The following is a 26,477-nucleotide window of genomic DNA, read 5'->3' on the forward strand; positions in this document are numbered from 1 at the left end:
TAGCGGGCGGCCATCGGACCGCCCGTGGGGGCCGGACGACGGAAGGAGGGCACGATGCGCTGGGACGGGCTGAACGCCGAGGACTCCGCGGGTGCGCTCTTCGGGACCTCGGCGGTGACGACGCGGACCTTCGACACCCCTGGATTCCGCGGCATCACCTTCCACGAGGTGCGGGCCCGCTCGATCCTCAACCGGGTGCCCGGCACCTCGCGGATGAGGTTCGAGTGGACGCTCAACCCCTACCGCGGCTGCTCGCACGCCTGCGTCTACTGCTTCGCCCGCAAGACGCACAGCTACCTCGACCTGGACACCGGACTCGGCTTCGACTCGCAGATCGTGGTGAAGGTCAACGCGCCGGAGCTGCTGCGCCGCGAACTGGCCGCGCCGCGCTGGCAGGGCGAGCACGTCGCCATGGGCACCAACGTGGACTGCTACCAGCGGGCCGAGGGCCGCTACCAGCTGATGCCCGGCATCCTCACCGCGCTGCGCGACCGGGCGAACCCGTTCTCGATCCTCACCAAGGGCTCGCTGATCCTGCGCGACCTCGAACTGGTGCGGCAGGCCGCGAGCGTCACCGATGTGTCCATAGCACTGTCGATCGGCTTCCTGGACGGGGAGTTGTGGCGCAGCGTGGAGCCGGGCACGCCTTCCCCCGAGACGCGGCTGGCGGTCTGCCGCACCCTGAGCGAGAACGGCATACCCGTGGGGGTGCTGATGGCGCCGGTGCTGCCCTTCCTCAGCGACTCCCCCGCGCAGTTGCGCGCGACGGTCCGGGCGATCGCCGCGGCCGGCGCCACCTCCGTGACGCCCCTGGTGCTGCATCTGCGGCCGGGCGCGCGGGAGTGGTACACCGCGTGGCTCAGGCAGCACCACCCCCACCTGGTGCGGCGGTACGAAGCGCTCTACGCGGGCGGTTCGTACGCGCCGAAGTGGTACCAGCGGCGGATCACCCGGCAGGTGCACGAGTTCGCGGCGGAGTTCGGCTGCGGCCCGGCCCGGCTCGGGGCGATGCGCGGGCGGCCGGCGCCCGGGGAGGACGCCGAGGAGACGGTGGAGGGCGCCGCCGGAGCACCCGGCGCGAGGTCGGGGCCGGGACGGGAGCCGGGGCGGGAGCCGGGGTCGGGTCCGGGTCCGGAGAACACCCAGCTCACCCTGTTGTGAACTGCCTAGAATGCGGGGCATGGTGCGGATCAGGACGATGACCGAGCCGGACGTGCCGGCCGTGTCGGCGATCCGGGTCCGCGGCTGGCAGCACGCGTACGCCGGGATGGTGCCGCAGAGCCACCTCGACGCGATGGACCCGGCCGACGACGCGGCGCGGCGACGGGAGTGGTTCGTACGCTCGGCGGGGCGGGTACACAACCTGGTGGCCGAGGAGGCCGCCGCCGACGGCACCGCGCCCGTGATCGGCTGGGCCGCCTTCGGGCCATACCGGGGCGAGGACACCGGCGCGACGACCGGGGAGTTGTACGCGCTGTACGTACGACCGGACCGGATCGGCACCGGCGCCGGCCGCGCGCTCACCGCGGAGGTGGTCCGCCGCTCGGCCGAACTCGGCCGCACCCGGCTGGCGTTGTGGGTCCTCACCGACAACGTGCGGGCCCGCCGCTTCTACGCCGCCGCCGGCTTCTCACCCGACGGCGCGACCATGACCGAGCTGTACGACGGCGTCCCGGTCGAGGAGACGCGCTACACCCGCTCGCTGCCGTAGGGCGAGCCCGAACCGGCGCAGCGCGCCCTACGGTTCGCCGCGGCCCGTAAGGCCGGTCGCGCCCCGCCTCCTTGCCGCGGCTTGCCTCCTTGCCGTGGCTTGCCCGGGCGGGTCGCCCACGGCCGCTCATCTGTCACGCACCGAAATCACCTGTGCAAAGGACTGGCGGCCAAGTTACCCGCGAGTTACCCTCGGAGGACACGCCAGGCGGCCGGTGAACCGACCGCTCGGCGGATGCCGTTGTCGGTTCGGCACTGTGCGGCGTGGCCCCGGGACAGGGTCCGCCGGCTCGCGCGGGCGCGCACACGCACCGCTTCTGCGGTCAGGCCCGCGACTCCACTCATCCCTCTGCCGTGCGCCCGCGCGCTGCGCGGCGCGGCTCTTGCCACTCCTGGAGTCACGCGATGGACCGTCCCTCCACTTCTTCCGCGACCGCATCGAACACGCCGACCGACTCGGCCGCCGAGTCCGCCCGGTCCACCCGGTCCGCGACCGAACCGCCGCTCCTCCCCTCCGTGGTGGCCGTGGTCGGCCTGGGCACCATGGGCACCGGCATCGCCGAAGTGCTGGCCTGCGCCGGCCACGAGGTGGTCGGCGTCGACATCGACGACGCCGCCGCCCGCCGAGCCGTCACCGCCCTGGAGGCCCGTACCGCCCGCCAGGTCGAGCGCGGCCGGCTGACCCCGGCCGAGCGGGACGACGTGCTCGCACGCTTCCGCACCTTCCCCGAGCTGCGGGCGGCCGCCGCGGCCGACCTGGTGATCGAGGTCGTCTCCGAGCGGTACGACGTCAAGCGCGAGGTGTTCACCGCGCTGGACCGTATCGCCAAGCCGGGGGCGATCCTCGCCACCGGCACCAACGCGCTGTCGGTGACGCGGCTGGCGGCGGAGACCGGGCGGCCCGACCGCGTGCTCGGCCTGCACTTCTTCGCGCCCGCGCAGGCGATGAAGCTGGTCGAGGTGGTCTCCACGGTGCTGACGGCGCCCGAGGCGACCCGCACGGTGACCGCGCTGGTGCGCAGCCTGGGCAAGGAGCCGGTGCCGGTCGGCGACCGCGCGGGCTTCATCGCGGACGGCCTGCTCTTCGGGTACCTGAACCAGGCGGCGGCGATGTACGAGGCGCGGTACGCCACCCGGGAGGACATCGACGCGGCGATGAGGCTCGGCTGCGGGCTGCCGATGGGCCCGCTGGCGCTGCTCGACCTGATCGGCGTGGACACCGCCACCACCGTGCTGGAGGCGATGTACGAGGCGAGCAGGGACCGGCTGCACGCACCCGCGCCGGTGCTGCGGCAGCTCACGGCGGCGGGGTTGCTGGGCCGCAAGTCGGGGCGCGGCTTCTACAGCTACGAATCCCCCGGCTCGGGCGCGGTCGTGCCGGACGCCGAGACGCCCCGCAAGCGCGGCGGGGGCGCGCGGGGCCGTACGGTCCACACGGTCGGCGTGGCCGGCTCCGGCACCATGGCCACCGGCATCGCGGAGGTCTTCGCGAAGGCCGGGTTCGAGGTGGCGCTGGCGGCCAGGACGCCGGAGAAGGCGGCGCGGGCGCTGGCCCGACTGACGGCCTCCCTGGACCGATCGGTGGCCAAGGGGCGGCTCACCACGGAGCAGCGCGACGCGGCGGTGGCGCGGGTGACGCCGGCCGGGTCGTACGACGTCTTCGCGGACGCCGACCTGGTGGTCGAGGCGGTCGCGGAGGACCTGTACGTGAAGCAGGAGCTGTTCCGGGTGTTCGACAAGGTCTGCCGGCCGGGCGCGGTGCTGGCGACCACCACGTCCTCGCTGCCGGTGGTGGCGATCGCGCGGGCCACCGGGCGCCCGCAGGACGTGGTCGGCCTGCACTTCTTCAACCCGGCGCCGGCGATGAGGCTGGTCGAGGTGGTGCGGACCGTGCTGACCTCGGACGACGTGGTGGCGACCGCGCACGAGGTGAGCGGCGCGCTGCGCAAGCACCCGGTGGACTGCGGCGACCGGGCCGGCTTCATCGTCAACGCCCTGCTCTTCCCGTACCTGAACAACGCGGTGAAGATGGTCCAGGACCACTACGCGACCGTCGACGCGATCGACGCCGCGATGAAGCTGGGCGGCGGCTACCCGATGGGCCCGTTCGAACTCCTCGACGTGGTCGGCCTGGACGTCTCGCTGGCGATCGAGCAGGTCCTGCACGACGAGTTCCGCGACCCGGGCCTGGCCCCCGCCCCGCTCCTGGAACACCTGGTCTCAGCGGGCTGCCTCGGCCGCAAAACCGGCCGCGGCTTCCGTGAGTACGCCCGCTGAGCGGCGCGCTCCCCGGCTCGATGGCCACGGACGACGGCTCGGCGGCCGGAGGGCTCGCCGTCGATCATCGGCTGCCGCTCGTGTTACGTTCCCCGCATGCCGCAGCCTGTGAAGTCCGCCACCGACACCGCCAGCGGGCGCCGTGCGGCCGCTCAGCGCCACCGGGTACGGCAGGACCTCGCGTCGGCGGCCATGCGGCTGTTCGCGACGCAGGGGTACGAGGCCACGACCGTCGACGAGATCGCCGCGAGCGCCGGGGTGGCCCGGCGCACCTTCTTCCGGCACTTCCGGTCGAAGGAGGAGGCGATCTTCCCGGACCACGACGACACCCTGGTCCGGGTGCAGGCGGTGCTGGACTCCGCCGACCCGCACGAACACCCGCTGGACACGGTCTGCCGGGGCATCACCGAGGTGCTGCGGATGTACGCGAACGTGCCCGAGGTGTCGGTCGAGCGCTACCGGCTCACCCGCGAGGTGCCCACCCTGCGGGAGCGGGAGATCGCCTCGGTGGCCCGCTACGAGCGGCTGTTCACCCGCTACCTGCTGGGCCACTTCGACGAGGGCGCGCACCGCGACGGCGACGACGACCCGCTGCTCGCCGAGGTCGCCGCCTCCGCGGTGGTCGCCGCCCACAACCACGTGCTGAGGCGCTGGCTGCGGGCGGACGGCAAGGGCGACGTGGAGGCGCAGCTCGACCACGCCTTCGACGTGATCAAGGCGACGTTCGGCACCGGCATCGGGGCGGGGCGGATACCGTCCCGGGCCGGCACCGGCAGCGCCACGGCCGTCTCGCGGCAGGGCGAGGTGGTGGTCGCGGTGGCCCGTACGGACGCCTCCCCCGCGGAGATCCTGCGCAGCATCGAGGAGGCGCTGCGCAAGGCGTAGCGCCCGTCCGCCCCGTTCCCCCCGCTTCCCCTTCGCACATCGACCGCTGACACGGCCGCCCGGCGCCATCCGGGCGGCCGTTCGCATGCCGGGCGCCGGCGGATGCGGCGGGTGGCGTTCGCGTTGCTCGTCTGTACCGCCGGGGTGACACTTGAGAGAAATTAGTGGCACGCAGTGTCTTTACGGCTGGCACGCAGTGCCATACCGTATCCGTAGTCCGGGCACTGTCCCCCAGGCCCGGCCGGGAATCTCATCTGTTCGCCGAACCGACGACGGCACCTCCATCCCATCGACACCGCGTTCCCTGAACGAGCGTTGCCGCAGAGCGTGCGAACGCGCAGAACGCTTCGCCGGAGGCGAGTCACATGACGACGAGTTCCACGAAGGAAGTCCTGGACGCGATCCAGGCACCGGACGCCACCGCCGCCGACTTCGCGGCCCTGCCGCTGCCGGCGTCGTACCGCGCCGTCACCGTGCACAAGGACGAGGCGGAGATGTTCGCCGGTCTGGAGTCCCGCGACAAGGACCCGCGCACCTCGCTGCACCTGGACGAGGTGCCGGTGCCCGAACTCGGCCCGGGCGAGGCCCTGGTCGCGGTCATGGCCAGCTCGGTCAACTACAACTCGGTGTGGACCTCGATCTTCGAGCCGGTCCCCACCTTCGCCTTCCTGGAGCGCTACGGCCGCCTGTCGCCGCTGGCCGAGCGGCACGACCTGCCGTACCACGTGATCGGCTCCGACCTGTCGGGCGTGGTGCTGCGCACCGGGCCGGGCGTCAACAAGTGGCACCCCGGCGACCGGGTGGTGGCGCACTGCCTGAGCGTGGAGTTGGAGTCCGCCGACGGGCACAACGACACGATGCTCGACCCGGAGCAGCGGATCTGGGGCTTCGAGACCAACTTCGGCGGGCTGGCGGAGATCGCGCTGGTCAAGTCGAACCAGCTGATGCCCAAGCCCGCGCACCTCACCTGGGAGGAGGCCGCCGTGCCCGGGCTGGTCAACTCCACCGCCTACCGGCAACTGGTCTCCCGCAACGGCGCCGACATGAAGCAGGGCGACAACGTGCTGATCTGGGGCGCGAGCGGCGGACTCGGGTCGTACGCCACGCAGTTCGCGCTGGCCGGCGGCGCCAACCCGGTCTGCGTGGTGAGCAGCCCGCAGAAGGCGGAGATCTGCCGGCGGATGGGGGCCGACGCGATCATCGACCGCTCGGCCGAGGGGTACCGGTTCTGGAAGGACGAGCACCACCAGGACCCGCGCGAGTGGAAACGATTCGGCGCCCGCATCCGGGAGTTGACCGGCGGCGAGGACGTGGACATCGTCTTCGAGCACCCCGGCCGCGAGACGTTCGGCGCGTCGGTCTACGTCACCCGCAAGGGCGGCACCATCGTCACCTGCGCCTCCACCAGCGGCTACACGCACGAGTACGACAACCGCTACCTGTGGATGAGCCTCAAGCGCATCGTCGGCTCGCACTTCGCCAACTACCGTGAGGCGTGGGAGGCCAACCGCCTGATCGCCAAGGGCAAGATCCACCCCACCCTGTCACGCACCTACAGCCTGGAGGAGACCGGCCAGGCCGCCTACGACGTGCACCGCAACCTGCACCAGGGCAAGGTCGGCGTTCTCGCGCTCTCCCCGCGCGAGGGCCTGGGCGTCACCGACCCCGAACTGCGCGAGCGCCACCTGCCTGCCATCAACCTGTTCCGGGACGTGTGAGGGCACCCATGACGGACGACCAGCACCCGCAGGGCAACCCTGTGAGGACGGCGCCCCCGGCGAGCGAGCCAAAGGCGGCGCCGGTGTCGAAAGAGACGAGCGACAGGCGAGGCACGAGCGCGGGAGCGAGGAACGTCGACACCGGGTCGAAGCCGCCGGAGGTGAGCGAGCACAGAAAAAGGCGGGACCGGCCGTGGTTGATGCGGACGTACGCCGGGCACTCGACCGCCGAGGCGTCCAACGCGCTGTACCGGCGGAACCTGGAGAAGGGGCAGACCGGGCTGTCGGTGGCGTTCGACCTGCCGACCCAGACCGGCTACGACCCCGACCACGTGCTGGCGCTCGGCGAGGTGGGCCGGGTGGGGGTGCCGGTCTCCCATCTGGGCGACATGCGGCGGCTGTTCCAGGACATCCCGCTGGAGCGCATGAACACCTCGATGACGATCAACGCCACCGCGATGTGGATGCTCGCGCTCCTCCAGGTGGTCGCCGAGGAGCAGGGCGCCGACATCACCACGCTGCAGGGCACCACGCAGAACGACATCGTCAAGGAGTACCTGTCCCGCGGCACCCACGTCTTCCCGCCCGGCCCCTCGCTGCGGCTGACCACGGACATGATCACGTACGCGGTCAACCACATCCCGAAGTGGAACCCGATCAACATCTGCAGCTACCACCTCCAGGAGGCCGGGGCCACCCCGGTCCAGGAGATCGCGTACGCGATGTCCACCGCGATCGCCGTGCTGGACGCGGTGTTCGCCTCCGGGCAGATCCCGCGGGAGCGGCACGGCGACGTGGTCGCGCGGATCTCCTTCTTCGTCAACGCGGGCGTGCGGTTCGTCGAGGAGATGTGCAAGATGCGCGCCTTCGGCCGGATCTGGGACACCGTCACCCGCGAGCGGTACGGCGTCCAGGACCCGAAGCAGCGCAGGTTCCGCTACGGCGTGCAGGTCAACTCGCTGGGCCTGACCGAGGCGCAGCCGGAGAACAACGTCCAGCGGATAGTGCTGGAGATGCTGGCCGTCACGCTGTCGAAGGACGCCCGCGCCCGCGCGGTGCAACTCCCAGCGTGGAACGAGGCGTTGGGCCTGCCCCGGCCCTGGGACCAGCAGTGGAGCCTGCGTATCCAGCAGGTGCTGGCGCACGAGAGCGACCTGCTGGAGTACGACGACATCTTCGCCGGCAGCCATGTGATCGAGGCGAAGGTCGCCGAACTGGTCGAGCAGGCCGGCGCGGAGATGGCGCACATCGCCGAACTGGGCGGGGTGATGGACGCGGTGGAGTCCGGCTACCTCAAGTCGCAACTGGTGGCCGCGCACGCCGAGCGGCGGGCCAGGATCGAGTCCGGCGAGGAGAAGATCGTCGGCGTCAACGTCTACGAGTCCACGGAGCCCAACCCGCTCACCGCGGACCTGGACCGGGCGATCATGACGGTGGACCCGGCCGGCGAGGCCCGCGTGGTGGCGGCGCTGCACGACTGGCGGATCGCCCGCGACCAGCCGCGGGCCGACAAGGCGCTCGCGGAGCTGCGGGCCGCCGCCGCCGGCACCGAGAACCTGATGTCCGCCACCTTGGAGTGCGCGCGGGCCGGGGTGACCACCGGCGAGTGGTCGTCGGCGCTGCGCGACGTGTTCGGCGAGTTCCGCGCGCCGACCGGGGTGAGCGGCGCGCCGGTCGCGGTCACCGCCGACGCCGGCAGCGAACTGGCCGACGTGCGGCGGAAGGTGGCGCGGACCGCGGCGGAGCTGGGCGACGGGCGGCTGCGGCTGCTGGTCGGCAAGCCGGGCCTGGACGGGCACTCCAACGGCGCCGAGCAGATCGCGGTACGCGCCCGCGACGCCGGCTTCGAGGTGGTCTACCAGGGGATCAGGCTGACCCCCGAGCAGATCGTCTCCGCGGCGGTCGCCGAGGACGTGCACTGCGTGGGTCTGTCGATCCTGTCCGGATCACACGCGGCGCTGGTGCCGGACGTGCTCGCGCGGTTGCGGCGGGCCGGGGTGGACGACGTGCCGGTGGTGGTCGGCGGCATCATCCCGGCCGCGGACGCGGAGGAACTGCGCGCGGCCGGTGTGGCGGCCGTCTTCACGCCGAAGGACTTCGGTATCACCGTGATCATCGGCCGGATCGTGGACGAGATCCGGCGAGCGAACAAGCTGGAGGTATGACTGTGCAGTTCGGGCGCACCTACGAGGAGTTCGAGATCGGTGCGATCTACAAGCACTGGCCCGGCAAGACGGTCACCGAGTACGACGACCACCTCTTCTGCCTGCTCACCATGAACCACCACCCGCTCCACATGGACGCGAACTACGCGGAGCACACCACGGACTTCGGCCGCAACGTGGTGGTCGGCAACTACGTCTACTCGCTGCTGCTGGGCATGTCCGTGCCCGACGTGTCGGGGAAGGCGATCGCCAACCTGGAGGTCGCGTCGCTGCGGCACGTGGCGCCGACCTTCCACGGCGACACGATCTACGGCGAGACCACCGTGCTCGACAAGCGGCCGTCGAAGTCGAAGGACGACCGCGGCATCGTCGAGGTGGAGACCCGCGGCTACAAGCAGGACGGCACCCTGGTCTGCGTCTTCCGCCGCAAGGTGATGGTGCCGACCGCTTCGTACGTCAAGGAGCGCGGCGGCGAGCAGCCCGGCCGCCCCGAACCCGCAGCCGCCACGCCCGGCACCACGACCGCCACCACGACCGGCACCGACTCCCGGGGAGGGAAGTGACATGGCCGAGCGCCTCGCGCAGACCGATGGCCTGACCGACGTCCAGCAGGAGATCCTCGCCACCGTGCGCTCCTTCGTGGCCAAGGAGATCCTGCCCGTCGCCACCGAGCTGGAGCACCGCGACGAGTACCCGACCGAGATCGTCGCGGGCCTGAAGGACCTCGGCATCTTCGGCCTGATGATCCCCGAGGAGTACGGCGGCCTCGGCGAGTCGCTGCTGACGTACGCGCTCACCGTGGAGGAGATCGCCCGCGGCTGGATGAGCGTGTCCGGCATCATCAACACGCATTTCATCGTCGCCTACATGATCCAGCAGCACGGCACGCAGGAGCAGAAGGACTACTTCCTGCCGAAGATGGCGACCGGCGACGTACGCGGAGCGTTCTCGATGTCGGAGCCGGGGCTCGGCTCCGACGTGTCCGCGATCCGCACCAAGGCGGTCCGCGAGGGCGACGCGTACGTCATCAACGGGCAGAAGATGTGGCTCACCAACGGCGGCTCGGCGAACCTCGTGGCCGTGCTGTGCCGCACCGACGAGGGCCAGCCGCAGGACGCGCCGGCGCACCGGTCGATGACCACCTTCCTGATCGAGAAGGAACCCGGCTTCGGCCCGAACCCGAAGGTCTCCGGGCTCACCGTGCCCGGGAAGATCGAGAAGATGGGCTACAAGGGCGTCGACACCACCGAGCTGATCCTGGAGGACGTCCGCATCCCGGCCGACCGCGTGCTCGGCGGGGACAGCGGCCGCGGCTTCTACCAGATGATGGACGGCGTCGAGGTGGGCCGGGTGAATGTCGCCGCGCGCGGCTGCGGAGTCGCCCGCCGGGCCTTTGAGCTGGGCATTTCCTATGCGCAGCAGCGGCACACCTTCGGAAAGCCGATCGCCGAGCACCAGGCGATCCAGTTCAAGCTGGCCGAGATGGCCACCAAGGTCGAGGCCGCCCACCAGCTGATGGTGAACGCCGCCCGCAAGAAGGACTCAGGCGAGCGGAACGACCTGGAGGCGGGCATGGCCAAATACCTCGCCTCCGAGTACTGCAAAGAGGTCGTGGAGGACGCCTTCCGCATCCACGGCGGTTACGGCTTCTCCAAGGAATACGAGATCGAGCGGCTGTACCGCGAGGCGCCCATGCTGCTGATCGGCGAAGGGACCGCTGAGATCCAGAAAATGATCATCGGACGGCGGCTGTTGGAGGAGTACCGTGTCCAAGGCTGAATGTCCGCGTTCGCGGTGGTTTTCCTGAGATCAGGGTCACACTGCGTGAAGACCGGGGTCGCGGGAACCAGCCATCGACTCGCCCATCAGCTTGCCGAGTTGCCGGTGTCAGCCGATACCATCAATGAAAGCCGCCGTCCCCTGAAGCATTTCGCGGCACCCTCCGCTACGAAGGTCTTCCATGCCCCACAGCCAATCCTCTGCACCTCGCCGCCGGGTCGGCCTCGCGCGCGGAGCGTCGCCGTGGCTCCTCCCGACCGCGGCCACGGCGGCGGTCAGTCTGCTGCGTGCCCGCCGCTCCGGACGCTGGACGGCGGTGGCCGTCCCCGCCACCGTTCTCACGGCCGGCATGCTGTGGTTCTTCCGCGACCCCGAGCGGAAGATCACCGAGGGCGGGGTGGTCTCCCCCGCCGACGGCGTGGTCCAGAGCGTCATGCCGTGGAAGGACGGGCGCACCCGCGTCGCGATCTTCATGAGCCCGTTGAACGTCCACGTCAACCGCGCCCCGCTCAGCGGCACGGTCACCTCCGTCGAGCACGTCCCCGGCGGTTTCGTCCCGGCGTTCAACAAGGAGAGCGAGAACAACGAGCGGGTGGTCTGGCACTTCGACACCGAGATCGGTGACGTCGAGGTGATCCAGATCGCCGGCGCGGTGGCCCGGCGGATCGTGCCGTACGTGCCGCGCGGCTGCAAGGTCGAGCAGGGCGAGCGGATCGGGCTGATCCGGTTCGGCTCCCGGGTGGACGTCTACCTGCCGGAAGGCGTGGGCTCCGCGGTCGAGGTCGGCGAGACCATGACGGCTGGGGTGACGCGCCTTGACCGTGACTGAGCACGAGACACACGGCAGCTGGGTCAGCGAGATCGAGGAGCAGGACGACGACCTGCCCCTGTCGACACGGCTGTCGATCGCCGACGCGCTGACCCTCGGCAACGCGATCTGCGGCTTCATGGCCGTCTACTTCACCACCACCGGCGTGCTGGTGCCGCACCTGATGGGCAACGGCGACAGCGCGATGTCCAAGCACAGCGCGGCCAACGCGGTGACGCTGATGCTGATGGCGTCGGTCTTCGACCTCTTCGACGGGCTGGTCGCGCGCAAGCTGCGCAGCTCGGCGATGGGCGCGGAGCTGGACAACCTCTCGGACCTGATCAGCTTCGGGCTCGCGCCCGCGTACTTCGTCGTCGTGTGGGGCATCGTCTCCGACGACGCGCACGGCAAGGTGGCCGCCGCCGCGGCCGTCCTCGTCGTACTCGCGGTGGTGCTGCGGCTGGCCCGTTTCTCCTGCACCACGCTGCGGGACGGGGTCTTCCAGGGCATGCCCAGTCCCTTCGGGGCGATGACCGTGGTCTCCCTGGTCCTGCTGGAGCTGCCCTTCCTGCCCACGGTGATCGCGATCGTCGGGGTGGCGTGGCTGATGGTGAGCCGGGTCGAGTACCCCAAGCCGCGCGGACGGCTCGCGCTGATCACGTTCTGCTGGACGCTGGTCAGCATGGGGTGCCTCGCCGCGTGGACCCTGAACATTCCCGGTGGGCACCAGCTTCTGCAGGCGGGCTGCGCCCTCCAGTGTGTGGCCGCGGCCACGATTCCCGGGTTCGCGACGACCCGTCGGGTCAACACGATCCGGGCGAACCGTCGTGAGCGCGCTACCGCCCGGTAGGCGGTCCCCCCGGGTTTCCCCGTCCTGTCGGTTCCGGGACCACCGGTGAGTGGTGGGTCCCCGCGCCCGTTCCCCGCGCCCCTTCGGCTACCCGCCGTCGGGGCCGCGGTGTTTCCCGGCCACGGTGTTTTCCCGACCCCAGGCCGGTGGCCTGCTGAGCACGGCTCCCTCCGCCTCAAGCACGGAGGGAGCCGCAGCTGCTCACGGGTGGTCCCTGAACCGGCAGGACGGGGGCGGCCCGGGGGTTCGTTAGCCGCTACCCCAGGAAATCCCGCGCGAGGGCGACGGCCGCCCGCTCAAGAAGCGGCCCCGCCTCAGCCATGGACCGCTGGACGTCGGGCTCCAGCTCGGCAAGTGCGTAGGCGCGGCTGATCCCCGCCCCCGCGAGCTCCGCGGGGGAAAGGGCGAGGCGGCCGCAGACCGCCACCACGGGCACACCGGAGGCGTTCGCCGCCGCGGCGACCCCGACCGGGGCCTTCCCGTGCAGGGTCTGGGCGTCGAGGGACCCCTCCCCGGTGATGACGAGGTCGGCCTTGGCGAGGGCGGCGGCGAACCCGAGGACGTCGAGGAGGACGTCGATCCCGGGCCGGAACGACGCGCGCAGCCCGACGAGGGCGCCGTAGCCGATCCCGCCGGCGGCGCCCGCTCCCGGGGCGTCGGCGGCGCTGAGCGCGGCACCCCCGAGGGTGGCGCCGAGCACGGCCGCGTACTGCCCGAGCGCACCGTCCAGCAGCGCCACGTCGTCCTCGGAGGCGCCCTTCTGCGGCCCGTAGACGGCCGCGGCGCCCTTGGGCCCGCGCAGCGGGTTGTCGACGTCGCTGGCGAGCACGATCCCGGTGTCCGCCAGCCGCGGGTCCAGCGCGGACAGGTCGGCGGTGGCGAGCGACGCCAGCGCGGCGCCACCGGGGGCGACGGGCACCCCCTCCGCGTCCAGCAGCCGCGCGCCGAGCGCGCTGAGCATGCCCGCGCCGCCGTCGGTGGTGGCGCTGCCGCCGACCCCGAGCACGATCGTGCGGGCACCGTCGTCGAGCGCGGCCCGCAGCAGCTCACCGGTGCCGTAGGTGGTGGCGGTCAGCGGCGCGAAGACCCCGGGCGGCAGGTGCCGCAACCCGGACGCCTCGGCCATCTCGACCACCGCGGTGCCCTCGCGCAGCGCGTACGCGGCCTCGACCGGCTCGCCGAGCGGGCCGGTCACCCGGGCGGTACGGCGCTCGAACCCGGCGGCGACCGCCGCGTCCACGGTGCCGTCGCCCCCGTCGGCCACCGGAAGCGACGTGACGGTCACCTCGGGTGCGACCTGGTGCAGGCCGGCCGTGACACGGGCGGCCACCTCGACCGCGGTGAGCGAGCCCTTGAACTTGTCCGCGGCGACGAGCACATGCCCCGTCGGCCGTCGTACTGCATCGGACACGTGAATTCTCCTGATCCGAAACGGAACGTCGCGCCGCTCCGGACCTTATCCCACGTGCGCTGCGCGCCCCGTAGGTTGGTGCGCATGACCACCGACTACGCCACGTACATCGCCTCGCTGCCCAAGATCCTGGCGAGCGCGAACACCCTGTTCCGGTCGGCCGACGGCCGGGTCCTGCTCGTGGAGCCCAACTACCGGGACGACGGCACCTGGACGCTGCCGGGCGGCACCATCGAGTCGGACCAGGGCGAGAACCCGCGGCAGGGCGCCCGCCGGGAGACCCTGGAGGAGATCGGTCTCGACGTGCCGCCGGGCGCGCTGCTCGCGGTGGACTGGATCGGCGGGACCGCGCGGCCCCCGCTGGTGATCTACCTCTACGACGGCGGCGTGCTCGGCGAGCAGGAACTCGGCGCGATCCGGCTGCAGGAGGAGGAGTTGGACTCCTGGCGGCTGGTCGAGCCCGACGACCTGGAGCAGTACCTGTACGCGAACGGCGCGCGCCGCATCCGCGCCGGGCTGGCCGCGCTGGCGGCGGGCACCGGACCGGTCGAACTGGTCGACGGGGACCCGGCGGACGCGGCCGGCTCGCCCGCTCAGGCCGACTCGGCCACTCCAGCCGACTCGGCCGGCTCGGCCGACTCCGCGGGGAGTTGACCGCCGCGGCCGCTCACGCCTTGGGGATGTCGAAGAAGTAGGTGAGGCCGCCCGCGAGCCGGATGTCGCCCTTCAGCTTCAACTTGCGGGTGAAGAACAGGGTCGGCCCCGAGGCGTTGCCCGAGACCAGCTTCAGGAACTCCGGCGCGGCCATCGTGAGACTCAACTGCGGTGTGCGGTCGGTGCGTTCGGTGACGACGGTGCAGGCGCCCCGGGCGATGTGCGTTTCGTAGACGTCGTCGCCGTCGCCCGGCTCGGTGCCGTTCTCGGTGATCCGCCAGCGGATCAGGGCGTCCCGGCCGCCCGCGGCCTCGGGCTTGAAGAGGGTGTGCATCCGCCCGAACACCTCGTCGAGCACCCGGCGGCGCTGCGGCCCGGCCATCAGCTCGGCGATCCGCCGGCCGGGCAGACCCTTCACGATCCGGGCGAACTCCCGGGGCTCGACCGACCCGAAGTCCAGTGCCTCCAGGTCGAGATCATCAAGTGCGGCCATGCGAACGCCTCTTCCTGTTCCTGACTTCGGAGTAACCTTACTCATGAGTAAGGTTAATGAACCGCTCTCCACGTGGCAAGGCTTCCCCACCGGGACGGGACATCCGTGCCCCTTGCCCCTTAGGATTCCGCCCACGGGGGACGACGGCTTTCCGCTTCGCGGACGGCCCAGCTGGCATCGCTCCGACGGGAGTCGGGTCGGGCACGACCCCGGCACTCCCATTTCGAGCGACAGAAGGCGGAAAGTCCCATGGCGGAACGGCAGTTCCTCGGACACGGCACCAACACCGGTGCGGAGAAGTTCTGGTACGTCCTCGGCTGCATCTACTTCGGTGCCTACTACATGGCCAAGGTGCCGGTGAAGAAGGCGCTGAGCGAGTACGGCCTGGTCGAGATGACCGGCGCGGAGAAGTTCTGGTACGTCATCCTCTGCATACTCTTCGGCAGCGGCTACTTCCAGAAGGTCGTCATCAAGCGGGCGCTGTCCGAGGTCCGCGACCCCAACGGCGCGTTCCCGGCCGGCGGCCAGCCGGCGCAGCTCGGCTACCAGCAGCAGCCCAACTACCAGCAGCCGGCGCCCGGTTACGGCTACCCGCAGCAGCCCGGCGGTCAGCCCGGCCAGCAGCCCGGCCAGGGCTACGGCTACCCGACCGCCTGATCACACCGGTCACCCCGCAGGCGCGGCCCAGTGGGGGTCGCGGCCCAGCGCCGCCACGATGCGGTCCAGGGCCGCGGCCCCCTCGGGCGCCGCCACCCCGGGCGCGAACGCCGCGCCCTGCGCCGTCCGTTCGGCGCCGTCCGGCACCGCCAGCGCGATCCGCAGCGTGACGTCGAGCAGGTCCGCGTCGAACTCGGCCCGCGCACCGACGGACTTGGCCACGTCCCAGGCGTGCACGACGGTGTCCACGAGCTGGAAGCCGACCGCCACCTCGGCGCGCAGCGGCTCGGGCCGGACCTCGGGCAGCCACATCCGGCTGCCCGGCAGGTCCTCGATCGCCGCGAACGCGGCCACCACCTCGGTGCCGGACGCGGCGAAGACCCGCCCCGGGTCCTCCCCCGCCGCCACCGGGCGGTCCGCCCAGATCCCCATGTCCTCGCGCTCGCCGCGCGCCGCCGCCGCGAACCCGTGGTTCTGCCCGGTCATGTGCGCGAGCAGTCGCCCCAGGTCCCAGGAGCCGCAGGGCGTCGCCACCCCGAGCCCGTCCGCCGGCACGCCACCGACCAGTGCCGACGCCACCTCGATCGCCGTACGGTGATACCCCCGAAGATCACTCATCCCGCCACCCTAGCCCCGCGGGAACGCCGCCGCGGGCTTTGTCAGGAGGCGGTGCGTTCGCCGACCGGGCGGCGGCGCAGGCTCACCTGCCGGAGGGCCGGCGGCACGTACGCCTGGTCGAGGGTGCCGAGGGTGCGGCGCCGCGTCCGGTGCCCAGCCTGGGGCGGTTCGGGGGCCGGCGGGAGAGACGTCCTCATCCAGGGACAGCCGGTCCCTGGCTGCGCCCGGCGTCCCGGTGCATGGTGGAGAGGTGGACAGAACCGAGCTGGCCGACTTCCTGCGCCGCTGCCGTACCCGGCTCGCCCCTGCCGACGTGGGGCTCTCCGAAGGCCCGCGGCGCCGTACCCCGGGGCTGCGCCGCGAGGAGGTGGCGCAGTTGGCGGGGATGTCCACGGACCACTACACGCGGCTGGAGCAGGCCAGGGGCTCGCACCCGTCCCGCCAGATGCTCGCCGCCGTCGCCCGCGCGCTGCGCCTGACCGGCGACGAACGGGACCACCTCTTCCATCTGGCCGGCGAGGAGCCCCCGCGCGGCAACCGGCCCGCCACGGAGCACGTCCGCCCCGGCCTGCTCCTGCTCCTCGACCGGCTGACCGACACCCCCGCCCAGGTGGTGAGCGACCGCGGCGACATCCTCGCGCAGAACCCGATGGCCAAGGCGCTGCATGGCGACGCGTCCGCCCGCCCCGAGGCCGAACGCAACATCATCTGGCGGTACTTCACCAATCCCGCCGCGCGGGACCTCATCCCGGCCGAGGACCGGGAGCGGGCCGCCCGCGTGTCGGTGGCGGACCTGCGCGCGACCTGCGCCCGCCGCCCGGACGACGCGCGGCTGGCCGGGCTCGTCCGCCGGCTGCGCGCCCGCAGCGAGGAGTTCGCGGCGCTGTGGGACGACCACCGCGTGGCGGTGCGCCGCAGCGACGTCAAACGCTTCCTCCATCCGGTGGTCGGCCTGCTGGAGCTGGACTGCGAGGTGCTGCTCAACCCGGACCACGACCAGCGGCTGATCGTCCACTCCGCCCGCCCGGGCAGCGAGTCGCACGAGCGGCTGGAGCTGCTGCGCGTGGTCGGGCTCCAGGAGCTGGCCCGCGGCTGAACCGCCCGTCGCCCGTGGCCGGGCCCGCGGTCGTCACCGTGGCCGTACCGCCCCACCAGGCGCGTTGCCGTGCTCGCCGCACGCCAAACCGTTACGGTGAGTGAGTGAACGCGGCGCGGCGGGCGGGAGAAGGCAGGACCGGCGGGGGCGGCAGGCTCGACGCCGCGGAGCGGGCCCGGCGCATCCACCCGGCCAAGCGGGTGCTGCTGGGCACCGCAGGAGGCGTCCTGCTGCTCGTCGGGGTGGCGCTGCTGGTGCTGCCGGGTCCCGGGATGCTGCTGGTGCTCGCCGGGCTGGTGCTGCTCTCGCGGGCGATGCCCGCGGTGGCCCGGTTCGAGGAGCCGGTACGGGTCCGGGCGATGCAGGGCGTCGAGGCGAGCGTGGCCTCGCGATGGCGGATCGCGGGCACCGCGCTGGTCGGCCTCGGGCTGATCGGCGCCGGGGTCGTCTGGGGCGCGCGCCTGGTGTCCGGGCTGCCCTTCGGCGGCTGGTCGACCGGGTCCAGCCTGATCCTCTCCGGCCTGGTGCTGCTCGGGCTGCTGGTGTGGAGCCACCGCCGGGTGCACGGCTCCTGACCGCGCGGCTCCTGACCTGCCCCGCTCCTGACCTGCCCGGCTCCTCACCTTCGGGGCCCGAACCGCGAGGTTCCCGCCCGCGTGCCCGACCTACCGGCGGGCCGCCGCGCGCCGCAGGTGCCGCAGCACCGCCTTCGCCGCGTGGTGGCCGCTCATGCCGTGCACGCCCGGGCCGGGCGGGGTCGCGGCGGAGCAGAGGAAGACCCCGGGCCGGGGCGTGGCGTACGGGATCGCGGCGAGCCGGGGCCGCAACACCGTCTGCAGGCCGGAGAACGCGCCACAGGCGATGTCGCCCTCGACGTAGTTGGCGTTGCGGGCGGCGAGCCCGGCCGGGCCGGTCACCGCGCGGGCCAGCACCAGGTCCCGGAAGCCGGGCGCGAACCGTTCGATCTGCCGCTCGACGGCGTCGGTCGCGTCACCGTGCCAGCCGCGCGGGACATGGCCGTACGCCCAGAAGACGTGCTTGCCCTCCGGCGCCCGGGACGGGTCGACCACGGTGGGCTGGGAGGTGATGAGGAACGGCGTCTGCGGCGGGCGGCCGGTGACGGCGCGGTTGAGGGCGTCGCCGATCTCCGTGTACGTGGGGCCGATGTGCACGGTGCCGGCTTCCCTGGCGACCGGCGCGGTCCACGGCACGGGGCCGTCCAGCGCGTAGTCGATCTTGAAGACGGACGGCCCGTGGCGGTAGCCGCGGTAGACGTCGCCGAGCGCGGCGATCCGGGCCAGCGCGGTCGGCGAGGTGTCGAAGACGTAGGCGCGGGCGGGCGGGAGTTCGTCGAGCTTGCGTACGGTCACGCCGGTGGTGAGGACACCGCCGAGTTCGGTGAGGTGGGCGGCGAGCGCGTCGCTGATCGCCTGGGAGCCGCCGCGCGCCACCGGCCAGCCGCGTTCGTGCGCGGCGAGCGCGAACATCAGGGCCATCGCACCGGTGAGCGGCTCGCTGAGGCGGGCGATGGCGTGCCCGGCGAGACCCGCGAGCATCGCGCGGGCCTTCGCGTCGTGGAACCGGTACGCCAGCAGCCCGACCGGCGGCAGCCCGGTGAGGCCGAACCGGGCGAAACGGTAAGGGTCCTTGGGCAGCCCGGACCACGGCGGCCGGAAGAAGTCGGCGGCCATCGTCTCCCAGTGGCCGACGTACGGGGCGAGCAGCTTGCGGTAGACGGGGGCGTCGCGCGGCCCGAGCGAGGCCGCGGTCTCGCCGACCGTGCGGGCCAGCACGGCCGCGGTGCCGTCGGGGAAGGGGTGCGCCATCGGCACCCGCGGCTGGAGCCACTCCAGGCCGTGCCGGGCCAGCGGCAGCGTACGGAAGACGGGCGAGCCGACGCCGAAGGGGTGGACGGCGGAGCAGGGGTCGTGACGGAAGCCGGGAAGCGTCAACTCCTCGGTGCGGGCGCCGCCGCCGACGGTGTCGGCCGCCTCGTAGACGTGCACGGACAGGCCCGCGCGGGCGAGTTCGACCGCGGCGGTCAGCCCGTTGGGGCCGGCGCCGACCACGACCGCGTCGGCCACCACCGCCCGGCTCACCGCGCGCCGCCTTCCCGGCCGGCGTCCGCGGAGTTCCCCGCGTTCCCGGCGTCCGCGGAGTCCTCGGTGAAGCCGACCCCCAGGGTGCGCACCACCCGCCGCGCCGTCGCCTCGTCCCGGGCCACCGTGAACGGCAGCCGGTTGCCCCCGGCCACGCGGAACGGCTCCCCGGTCGGCGTCAGGCTCGCGCCGCCCGCCTCCGAGACCAGCAGCAGCCCCGCCGAGTGGTCCCAGGGCGCCTCCCAGAAGAACGCCACCCCGTCCGCGATCCCCCGGGCCACCTCCAGATAGCCCAGCCCCGCGCTCGTGGTGCACGGCACCGTCTCGACGCCCGCGGCCTCCAGCCGCTCCAGCGCGGCGCGCTCCTCCTCGTCGCGGAAGACCGGGTTGGAGATCCATATCCGCAGCGGCTCGCGGGCGCCGGCGGTACGAAGCCGCTCGCCGTCGAGGTACGCGCCCCGGCCGCGTCCGGCGGTGGCGAACAGGCCGAGCAGCGGGGCGTACGTCCAGGAGGCCACCGGCAGGCCGCCGCGCACCAGGCTCACCAGCGTGGAGAACCCCTTGTCGCCGCGGACGAACGCCGAGGTGCCGTCGACCGGGTCGACCACCCACACCGGGGCGTCGCCGCGCAGCAGTTCCAGCCGGGACGGGTCCGCGGCGACCGCTTCCTCACCGACCACGACGGACCCGGGCAGCAGCGCGGGGAGCCGTTCGGTGAGGGCTTCCTCGGCGCGCCGGTCGGCAGTGGTGACCAGATCGTGCGGGCCGTGCTTCTCCACCACGTCCGCGGCCGTCAGTTGCCGCCAACGGGGGACGACTTCCGCCGCCACCACGTCCCTGACCGTCTCCTGGACAGCGGCGAGGAGCGCGTCATCGACCGCATCAGCATCGTTGGCCATGCGGCCATCCAACCAGACAACGGTGTCCCGCCGTGACGGTGCCGGTCTCGTCCCCGGCTGTCGCCCGGTGGTGGGTCGCGCGCGCCCGGGGACCGCGGCGAACCCCTGCGGCGGGTTACCGCAGCGCCGGAACGACGTGGGCACCGTAGGCGTCGATGACGGACTCCTTCGCGTCGTGCATGGCGTAGAGCGCGAACTGGTCGACGCCCAGGTCACGGAGTGCGGCGAGCTTGTCGAGGTGCGCCTCGGGGGGGCCGAGCACGCAGAAGCGGTCCACGATGTCGTCGGGCACGAACGCGGTGTCGGGGTTGCCGGTCCGCCCGTGGTGCGCGTAGTCGTAGCCCTGGCGCTGCTTGACGTAGGCGGTCAACTCGTCGGGCACGAGCGCGGAGTGCTCGCCGTAGCGGGCGACGAGATCGGCGACGTGGTTGCCGACCATCCCCCCGAACCACCGGCACTGCTCGCGGGCGTGCGCCAGCCCCTCCGCCGAACCGTCGGTGACATACGCCGGGGCGGCCACGCAGATGGTGATCGCGGCCGGATCGCGGCCGGCCCGCTCCGCGGCTGCGCGCACCGCCTTGACCATCTGCTCGGCGAGGTAGACGTCGGCGAGCTGGAGGATGAACCCGTCGGCCTTCTCCCCCGCCATGGCCAGCGCCTTCGGCCCGTAGGCGGCCATCCACACCGGCAGTTCGCCGCCCTCCACCCACGGCAGCCGCAGCGCGGTGCCGTCGACGGTTGCCTCGCGGCCCTCGGCGAGGTCGCGGATCACGGTGATCGCCTCGCCGAGCCGGGCGAGCGTGTTGGGCGGGCGGCCCGCCACCCGCATCGCGGAGTCGCCGCGCCCGATGCCGCACACCGTGCGGTTGCCGTACATCGAGTTGAGGGTGGCGAACGTGGACGCGGTCACCTCCCAGGTGCGGGTGCCGGGGTTGGTGACCATGGTGCCGACGGTGAGCCGGTCGGTGTGGTCGAGGATGCGGCTGTGGATGACGAACGGCTCCTGCCACAGCACGGCGGAGTCGAAGGTCCAGCCGTGGCTGAAGCCGTTGCGCTCGGCGCGGCGCATCAGGCCGACGACGTTCGACGCGGGCGGGTCGGTCTGCAGGACGAGTCCGAAGTCCATGGCGGCACCGCTCCTTCAACGTGGGGAGGCTCGCAGGGGGTCGGCGGGGTTCGGCGGGCGCCGAACGACGTCAGCCGAGGAACTGGGACGTCAGCCGAGGAACTGGCAGGTGCCGCGCGGCACGTACTGCCCGTGCCCGGCCCGCCCGACGTACGCGCCGTCCTGGATCACCGGCACCCCGCGGGACAGGACGGTCTGCGCCCGCCCGGTGATCCGGCGGCCCTCGTACGCGCTGTAGTCGACGTTCATGTGGTGGGTCTGCGCCGAGAGCACCTGGCCGGCGTGCGGGTCGTAGACCACCACGTCGGCGTCGGCGCCGGGCGCGAGGGTGCCCTTGCGGGGGTAGAGCCCGAACATCCGGGCCGGGGTGGCGCAGGCGATCTCGATCCAGCGGCGCCGGGTGAGGTGGCCGTCGAGGACCGCCTGGTGCAGCAGGTCCATCCGGTTCTCCACCCCGGGCAGGCCGTTGGGGATCTTGGAGAAGTCGCCGACGCCGATGTCCTTCTGCCCGGTGAAGCAGAACGGGCAGTGGTCGGTGGAGACCACCTGGAGGTCGTCGGTGCGCAGGCCCTGCCACAGCGCGGCCTGGTGCTCGCGCGGCCGCAGCGGGGTGCTGCACACGTACTTGCTGCCCTCGAAGCCGGGTTCGGCGAGGTTGTCGGTGGACAGGAACAGGTACTGCGGGCAGGTCTCGCCGAAGACCGGCAGGCCCTGGTCGCGGGCCGTGATCAGCTCGGCCACCGCCTGCTGCGCGGAGACGTGCACCACGTACAGCGGCGCGCCGGCGACCCGGGCGAGCTGGATGGCGCGGTGGGTGGCCTCGGCCTCCAGCAGCGCGTGCCGGACCTCGCCGTGGTAGCGCGGGTCGGTCTTCCCCGCGGCGAGCGCCTGCTGGACCAGGACGTCGATGGCGATGCCGTTCTCGGCGTGCGTCATGATCAGGCCGCCGTTGGCCGCCGCACGCTGCATCGCCCGCAGAATCCGGCCGTCGTCGCTGTAGAACACGCCCGGGTACGCCATGAAGAGCTTGAAGCTGGTGACGCCCTCCTCGACGAGGAGGTCCATCTCCTTGAGCACCGGCTCGTTGACGTCGGCGACGATCATGTGGAAGGCGTAGTCGATCGCGCACCGCGCGTCGGCCTTCGCGTGCCAGGCGTCGAGGCCGGCTCGCAGGCTGCCGCCGACCTGCTGGATGGCGAAGTCCACGATGGTGGTGGTGCCGCCCCACGCGGCGGCGCGGGTGCCGGTCTCGAAGGTGTCCGAGGCGACGGTGCCGCCGAACGGCATCTCCATGTGGGTGTGCGCGTCCACGCCGCCGGGGATGACGTAGCGGTCGGTGGCGTCGATGACGGTGTCGGCGGTCCAGCCGGCCGCGGTGTCGCTGTCGTGGGCGGCGAGCGCGGCGATCCGCCCGCCCTCGATCAGCACGTCGGCGTGGACCTCGTCGGCGGCGGTGATCACCAGGCCGCCGCGGATGAGGGTGCGGGTCACTGCGCGGCTCCTTCCTGCACCGGCGGCGCGGACTTCGCGGGTGCGGACGGCTGCGGCGGCGCGGACGGCTCCCGTCCCGCGGACGACCCCTGCGCGGACGACCCTTGTGCGGACTGCCGCTCCAGTTCGGCCTGCGCGGCGCTCAGGGCCGCGCTCAGGGCGTCGGCGCCCTGCTCCGCCTCGGCCACGGTGAGCGTCAGCGGCGGGGCGATCCGCAGCGCGTTGCCCGCCCGGCCGCCCTTGCCGATCAGCAGGCCGTGCTCGCGGGCGGCTTCGAGGACCAGCGAGGCGGCGGCCGGCGACGGGACGTCGGTGCCGGGTTCGACCAGTTCCACCCCGAGCATCAGACCGCGGCCGCGCACCTCGCGGACGATGGTGCTGCGCGCGGCGACCGCGTCCAGCCGGGACTTCAGCAGGCCGCCGACCCTGCGGGCGTTGCCCTGGAGGTCGTGGTCGAGCAGGTAGGCGAGGTTGGCGAGCGCTCCCGCGGTGGTGATCGGGCTGCCGCCGAAGGTGGAGATGGAGTTGGCGTCCAGGCAGTTCATCACCTCGGCGCGCGCCACCACACCGCCCATGGACAGGCCGTTGCCGATGCCCTTGGCGAAGGTGAGGATGTCCGGCGGGCCGGCCTGGTCGTGCGCCTGCCAGCCCCAGAAGTGGTCGCCGGTACGGCCCCAGCCGGTCTGCACCTCGTCGGTGATCCACAGGATGCCGTGCCGGTCCAGCACCCGCTTGAACGCGGCCAGCAGACCGTCGGGACCGGAGGTGAACCCGCCGACGCCCTGCACCGGTTCGGCGATGAGCGCCGCGATCGTGCCGTTCGCCTGCCCGAGCAGGTCCTCCAGGTCCTCCACGCACGCGGCGGTGAACTCCGCGTCGGTCAGGTGCGCGTACGGGCCGCGGGTGCGGACCCCGCCGTGCACGTAGAGCGTCTGGAGCGGGGAGAGGCTGGTCGGGGACCAGGCGGAGTTGCCGGTGATGCCGATCGAGGTGAAGGACCGGCCGTGGTAGCTGTTGCGCAGCGCCAGCACCTGGTTGGAGCGGCGGTAGGTGGTGGCCAGCAGCAGCGCGGTGTCGTTGGCCTCGGTGCCGGAGGTGGTGAAGAACACCCGGGCGTCCGGGATGCCGGACAGGTGGGCGATCCGCTCGGCGAGTTCGACGGCCTGGCGGCTGAGGTAGAGCGTCGAGGTGTGCAGGATCTTCCCGGCCTGCTCGGTGACGGCGGCGGTCACCTCCGGCAGCGCGTGCGCGGTCATGGTGGTGAGGATGCCGCCGAAGAAGTCCAGGTAGCGGCGTCCCTCGGCGTCCCAGACGTGGCGGCCCTCGCCGTGCGTCAGCTCGATCGGCCGGGCGTAGTAGGTGGCCAGCCAGTCGGGGAGCACCGCCTGGTGGCGGGCGTACAGCGCGGCGTGCGCGCTCTGGGTCGCGGTGGCCATCTGCTCACGCCTCCGTCAGGTCGCCGTAGGCGTCCGGCCTGCGGTCTCGGTAGAACGCCCAGGTCTGGCGGACCTCGTCGATCAGGTCGAAGTCGAGGTCGCGGACGAGCAGTTCCTCCTTGCTGTCGGAGGCGGCGCCGTCCACGAGTTGGCCGCGCGGGTCCACGAAGTAGCTGGTGCCGTAGAAGTCGTTGTCCCCGTACGGCTCGGTGCCGACCCGGTTGATCGCCGCGATGAAGTACTCGTTGGCGACCGCCGCGGCGGGCTGCTCCAGCTGCCACAGGTACGCCGACAGGCCGCGGCTGGTGGCCGAGGGGTTGTAGACGAGCTGGGCGCCGGCCAGGCCCAGGGCGCGCCAGCCCTCGGGGAAGTGGCGGTCGTAGCAGATGTACACGCCGATCCGGCCGACGGCGGTGTCGAAGACCGGCCAGCCGAGGTTGCCGGGCTTGAAGTAGTACTTCTCCCAGAAGCCCTTGACCTGCGGGATGTGGTGCTTGCGGTACTTGCCGAGGTAGCTGCCGTCGGCGTCGATCACGGCGGCGGTGTTGTAGTAGAAGCCGGACTGCTCGACCTCGAAGACCGGCACCACCATGACCATCCCGGTCTCCTTGGCGAGCGCCTGCATCCGGCGCACCGTCGGGCCGTCCGGCACCGGTTCGGCCCACCGGTAGTGCTCGGCCTCCTGGACCTGGCAGAAGTAGGGGGCGTTGAACACCTCCTGGAACCCGATCACCTTCGCGCCCTGCGCGGCCGCGGCCCGCGCGTGCTCCTCGTGCTTGGCGATCATCGACTCGGTGTCACCGGTCCAGGTGGCCTGCACCAAGGCGGCCCTGACGACGTTGCTCATCCGCAGCTCCTCTGACGTGACGTCACGTCGGTTCTACGCCCGTAGATCCCAGCCGTCCGACGAACGTAAGTCCCGCGCTCCACTCTGGCAAGGCCCGTGCGGTTACCAGCCGACAACGGGCATGTTTCCTGCCCGCCCGACCCATACGGCGCATCCCGGTGGACCTCGCGCGGGTCCCTTGCCGGGGGCTGGGCCGGGTCCGCCGGCGAAGGCCGCGCCCACGGTGCGGCGCGCCGAGAAGCCGCCCGGTCACTGCTTCGTGCCGGCCTTCCTGGCGGCGTCGGCCGTGTTCGCCTTGCCGATCAGCCGGATCTGCTCGGGCGTGAACTGCCGGCGTGAACTGGTCGAGCAGATGCGTCAGCCGGGTCATCCGGCCATGGAAGTCAGCGCCCCACTTGTCGGCGGCCGAGCCGGTCCAGGTGTGGGTCATCATCGCGTTCACCTTGCCGATGGCTGCGCGTATGTCAGCCTCCGCGGTCGATATCGCGGCCATGTCCTTCAGCCGTCCTCCCGGTCGCCGGCACGTGCAGGAGGACGTACTCGCTGATGGCGGCGTTCTCCGCGATGGTGTAGAAACCACCGTCGCTCGCAGGCGCCATGTCCACCGGATCGAAGCCGGACAGCGGCCGGCCGGTGACCGGTTCCCTGCCCGCAACGTGCAGGTGGCACCGTTTCCCGTCGAGAGTGACGGCCACGATCGCCGGGTGGCGGTCGTACCTGACCGGTGGCGGCCGGAGCGGGAGGCCGTGCGGGCCGCGTTCCGGGGGGATTTCCGGGGCGAGTTGAGGGTGCACCGCTGAGCAAGCCGCTCCTGGTCCATGCCCGGGAAGTCGCGCGGGACATGGAGCCGGTCGCCGGGAGCCGTACCGCCCACGGGCAAGGGCCGGCTAGAGGCGGAGTGCCGCGGAGATGTCGCGTTGGCAGGGGGCGGAGACGCGGGCGGCGGCGGCGAGGAGGGGGGTGGCGAGGGAGGGGCGGGTGCGGGTGACGGCGGCCGCGGTGGCGGCGGGGCGGGAGCGGGCGAAGGTCTCCAGGAGTTCGCCGGATTCGTCGGTGCGGCCGGCGTGGTGGAGGAGGTCGGCCACGACGGCGACGTCCTCGGGGCTGCGGGCGGCCGCTTGGTGGAGCAGGGTGCGGCAGTCGGGTCCGCGCCCGTCGGCGGCGAGCGCGGCGACGGCCTCGGCGAGCGGTTCCGGCGGGAGCGCGGCGATCTCCCAGAGCAGGGTGGCGACGTCGGCGCCGAGCCCGGTGCGCTCCAACTCCCTTACGACGTAGGGGATACGGTCGGCGGGCCCTTCGGCGGCGGCGCACAGCACGAGGTAGGCGGCGCCGCTCTCCCCGGCCCGCCGCAGCGCGCCGAGCCTGGCCGCGCCGGCCTGCGCCTCCGCGGTCCAGCGCGGGTCTCGGGCAGGCGCGGCGGAGGGGGTGGCGGGTGCCTTGGGGGCTCCGGCGAAGCGC

The 26,477-nt window shown here is 72.6% G+C and carries 25 protein-coding genes and 1 pseudogene; 14 read left to right on the top strand and 12 right to left on the bottom strand.

Going from position 1 to position 26,477, the window contains the following annotated elements:
* Positions 1 to 54: 54 nt before the first annotated feature.
* The 10 genes from AB0399_RS06610 to pssA all read left to right on the top strand — a co-directional run bounded on the left by AB0399_RS06610 (position 55) and on the right by pssA (position 12,192).
* On the top strand, positions 55 to 1,161 hold the full coding sequence (locus AB0399_RS06610) for an Rv2578c family radical SAM protein (protein ID WP_366410461.1): 1,107 nt from the start codon (positions 55 to 57) through the stop codon (positions 1,159 to 1,161).
* 19 nt (positions 1,162 to 1,180) lie between these two features.
* A complete protein-coding gene (locus tag AB0399_RS06615; RefSeq protein WP_329363514.1) occupies positions 1,181 to 1,711 on the top strand; it encodes a GNAT family N-acetyltransferase in 531 nt (176 codons plus the stop codon).
* A 404-nt stretch (positions 1,712 to 2,115) separates the two neighbouring features.
* Entirely contained in the window at positions 2,116 to 3,987 is a 1,872-nt protein-coding gene (locus AB0399_RS06620) for a 3-hydroxybutyryl-CoA dehydrogenase (protein WP_366410462.1), read from the top strand.
* 96 nt (positions 3,988 to 4,083) lie between these two features.
* Positions 4,084 to 4,872 (top strand): TetR family transcriptional regulator, encoded by a 789-nt coding sequence (locus AB0399_RS06625; protein ID WP_328471013.1) that lies wholly within the window; start codon positions 4,084 to 4,086, stop codon positions 4,870 to 4,872.
* A gap of 365 nt (positions 4,873 to 5,237) precedes the next feature.
* Positions 5,238 to 6,590 carry a crotonyl-CoA carboxylase/reductase gene (gene ccrA / locus AB0399_RS06630; protein WP_366410463.1) on the top strand — a complete coding sequence of 451 codons (1,353 nt, stop codon included), beginning with the start codon at positions 5,238 to 5,240 and terminating at the stop codon, positions 6,588 to 6,590.
* Between the two features lie 161 nt (positions 6,591 to 6,751).
* On the top strand, positions 6,752 to 8,755 hold the full coding sequence (locus AB0399_RS06635; RefSeq protein WP_366410475.1) for a protein meaA: 2,004 nt from the start codon (positions 6,752 to 6,754) through the stop codon (positions 8,753 to 8,755).
* 2 nt (positions 8,756 to 8,757) lie between these two features.
* Complete coding sequence (locus AB0399_RS06640; RefSeq protein ID WP_366410476.1) at positions 8,758 to 9,318, top strand: MaoC family dehydratase; 561 nt, start codon at positions 8,758 to 8,760, stop codon at positions 9,316 to 9,318.
* Between the two features lies 1 nt (position 9,319).
* Positions 9,320 to 10,534, top strand: a complete 1,215-nt coding sequence (locus tag AB0399_RS06645; protein ID WP_366410464.1) for an acyl-CoA dehydrogenase family protein — start codon at positions 9,320 to 9,322, stop codon at positions 10,532 to 10,534.
* A gap of 181 nt (positions 10,535 to 10,715) precedes the next feature.
* On the top strand, positions 10,716 to 11,363 hold the full coding sequence (locus AB0399_RS06650; protein ID WP_329363520.1) for a phosphatidylserine decarboxylase: 648 nt from the start codon (positions 10,716 to 10,718) through the stop codon (positions 11,361 to 11,363).
* A complete protein-coding gene (pssA, locus tag AB0399_RS06655) occupies positions 11,350 to 12,192 on the top strand; it encodes a CDP-diacylglycerol--serine O-phosphatidyltransferase (protein ID WP_329363522.1) in 843 nt (280 codons plus the stop codon). The genes AB0399_RS06650 and pssA overlap by 14 nt, the downstream gene beginning before the upstream one ends.
* A 256-nt stretch (positions 12,193 to 12,448) precedes the next feature.
* On the opposite strand, the gene AB0399_RS06660 is transcribed toward pssA, so the two are convergent.
* Positions 12,449 to 13,603 (bottom strand): glycerate kinase, encoded by a 1,155-nt coding sequence (locus AB0399_RS06660; protein WP_366410465.1) that lies wholly within the window; start codon positions 13,601 to 13,603, stop codon positions 12,449 to 12,451.
* An 84-nt stretch (positions 13,604 to 13,687) separates the two neighbouring features.
* Between AB0399_RS06660 and AB0399_RS06665 the strand changes: the two genes are divergently transcribed.
* A complete protein-coding gene (locus AB0399_RS06665; protein ID WP_329363526.1) occupies positions 13,688 to 14,257 on the top strand; it encodes an NUDIX hydrolase in 570 nt (189 codons plus the stop codon).
* 13 nt (positions 14,258 to 14,270) lie between these two features.
* On the opposite strand, the gene AB0399_RS06670 is transcribed toward AB0399_RS06665, so the two are convergent.
* Positions 14,271 to 14,750, bottom strand: coding sequence for an SCP2 sterol-binding domain-containing protein (locus AB0399_RS06670; protein ID WP_328470997.1), 480 nt, complete (start codon positions 14,748 to 14,750; stop codon positions 14,271 to 14,273).
* 249 nt (positions 14,751 to 14,999) lie between these two features.
* Here AB0399_RS06670 and AB0399_RS06675 point away from each other — a divergent pair, with 249 nt between their 5' ends.
* Positions 15,000 to 15,407 (top strand): hypothetical protein, encoded by a 408-nt coding sequence (locus tag AB0399_RS06675; protein ID WP_328470995.1) that lies wholly within the window; start codon positions 15,000 to 15,002, stop codon positions 15,405 to 15,407.
* Positions 15,408 to 15,416: 9 nt separating this feature from the next.
* Here the strand turns inward: AB0399_RS06675 and AB0399_RS06680 are convergent, their stop codons facing one another.
* Together AB0399_RS06680 and AB0399_RS06685 are read right to left on the bottom strand one after the other, a co-directional pair.
* Positions 15,417 to 16,025, bottom strand: a complete 609-nt coding sequence (locus tag AB0399_RS06680; protein ID WP_366410466.1) for a TIGR03086 family metal-binding protein — start codon at positions 16,023 to 16,025, stop codon at positions 15,417 to 15,419.
* Positions 16,026 to 16,066: 41 nt separating this feature from the next.
* The gene (locus AB0399_RS06685; RefSeq protein WP_329363531.1) at positions 16,067 to 16,222 is read right to left on the bottom strand and encodes a hypothetical protein; all 156 of its coding nucleotides are present in this window, start codon (positions 16,220 to 16,222) and stop codon (positions 16,067 to 16,069) included.
* 53 nt (positions 16,223 to 16,275) lie between these two features.
* Here AB0399_RS06685 and AB0399_RS06690 point away from each other — a divergent pair, with 53 nt between their 5' ends.
* Positions 16,276 to 17,121, top strand: coding sequence for a helix-turn-helix transcriptional regulator (locus AB0399_RS06690; RefSeq protein WP_329363533.1), 846 nt, complete (start codon positions 16,276 to 16,278; stop codon positions 17,119 to 17,121).
* A 182-nt stretch (positions 17,122 to 17,303) separates the two neighbouring features.
* The gene (locus AB0399_RS06695; protein ID WP_329373778.1) at positions 17,304 to 17,696 is read left to right on the top strand and encodes a PGPGW domain-containing protein; all 393 of its coding nucleotides are present in this window, start codon (positions 17,304 to 17,306) and stop codon (positions 17,694 to 17,696) included.
* Between the two features lie 90 nt (positions 17,697 to 17,786).
* Here AB0399_RS06695 and AB0399_RS06700 read toward each other — a convergent pair whose 3' ends face one another.
* The 8 genes and pseudogenes from AB0399_RS06700 to AB0399_RS06735 form a co-directional block, all read right to left on the bottom strand.
* Entirely contained in the window at positions 17,787 to 19,205 is a 1,419-nt protein-coding gene (locus AB0399_RS06700) for an NAD(P)/FAD-dependent oxidoreductase (RefSeq protein WP_329373779.1), read from the bottom strand.
* Between the two features lie 11 nt (positions 19,206 to 19,216).
* A complete protein-coding gene (locus AB0399_RS06705; protein ID WP_366410467.1) occupies positions 19,217 to 20,119 on the bottom strand; it encodes an inositol monophosphatase family protein in 903 nt (300 codons plus the stop codon).
* Between the two features lie 115 nt (positions 20,120 to 20,234).
* A complete protein-coding gene (locus AB0399_RS06710; RefSeq protein ID WP_329363537.1) occupies positions 20,235 to 21,245 on the bottom strand; it encodes a TIGR03842 family LLM class F420-dependent oxidoreductase in 1,011 nt (336 codons plus the stop codon).
* 90 nt (positions 21,246 to 21,335) lie between these two features.
* Positions 21,336 to 22,736, bottom strand: a complete 1,401-nt coding sequence (hydA, locus tag AB0399_RS06715) for a dihydropyrimidinase (RefSeq protein WP_366410468.1) — start codon at positions 22,734 to 22,736, stop codon at positions 21,336 to 21,338.
* Complete coding sequence (locus AB0399_RS06720; RefSeq protein WP_366410469.1) at positions 22,733 to 24,172, bottom strand: aspartate aminotransferase family protein; 1,440 nt, start codon at positions 24,170 to 24,172, stop codon at positions 22,733 to 22,735. Before AB0399_RS06720 ends, hydA begins: the two co-directional genes overlap by 4 nt.
* 4 nt (positions 24,173 to 24,176) lie before the next feature.
* Positions 24,177 to 25,019 carry a nitrilase-related carbon-nitrogen hydrolase gene (locus AB0399_RS06725; RefSeq protein ID WP_329363541.1) on the bottom strand — a complete coding sequence of 281 codons (843 nt, stop codon included), beginning with the start codon at positions 25,017 to 25,019 and terminating at the stop codon, positions 24,177 to 24,179.
* Between the two features lie 464 nt (positions 25,020 to 25,483).
* The gene (locus AB0399_RS06730; protein WP_366410470.1) at positions 25,484 to 25,714 is read right to left on the bottom strand and encodes a hypothetical protein; all 231 of its coding nucleotides are present in this window, start codon (positions 25,712 to 25,714) and stop codon (positions 25,484 to 25,486) included.
* Positions 25,715 to 25,906: 192 nt separating this feature from the next.
* A pseudogene (locus tag AB0399_RS06735) lies at positions 25,907 to 26,477 on the bottom strand (hypothetical protein); the annotation flags it as partial.

Origin of the sequence: Streptomyces sp. NPDC088194 (genome assembly GCF_040702025.1) — a bacterium.
Classification (GTDB): Bacteria; Actinomycetota; Actinomycetes; order Streptomycetales; family Streptomycetaceae; genus Actinacidiphila.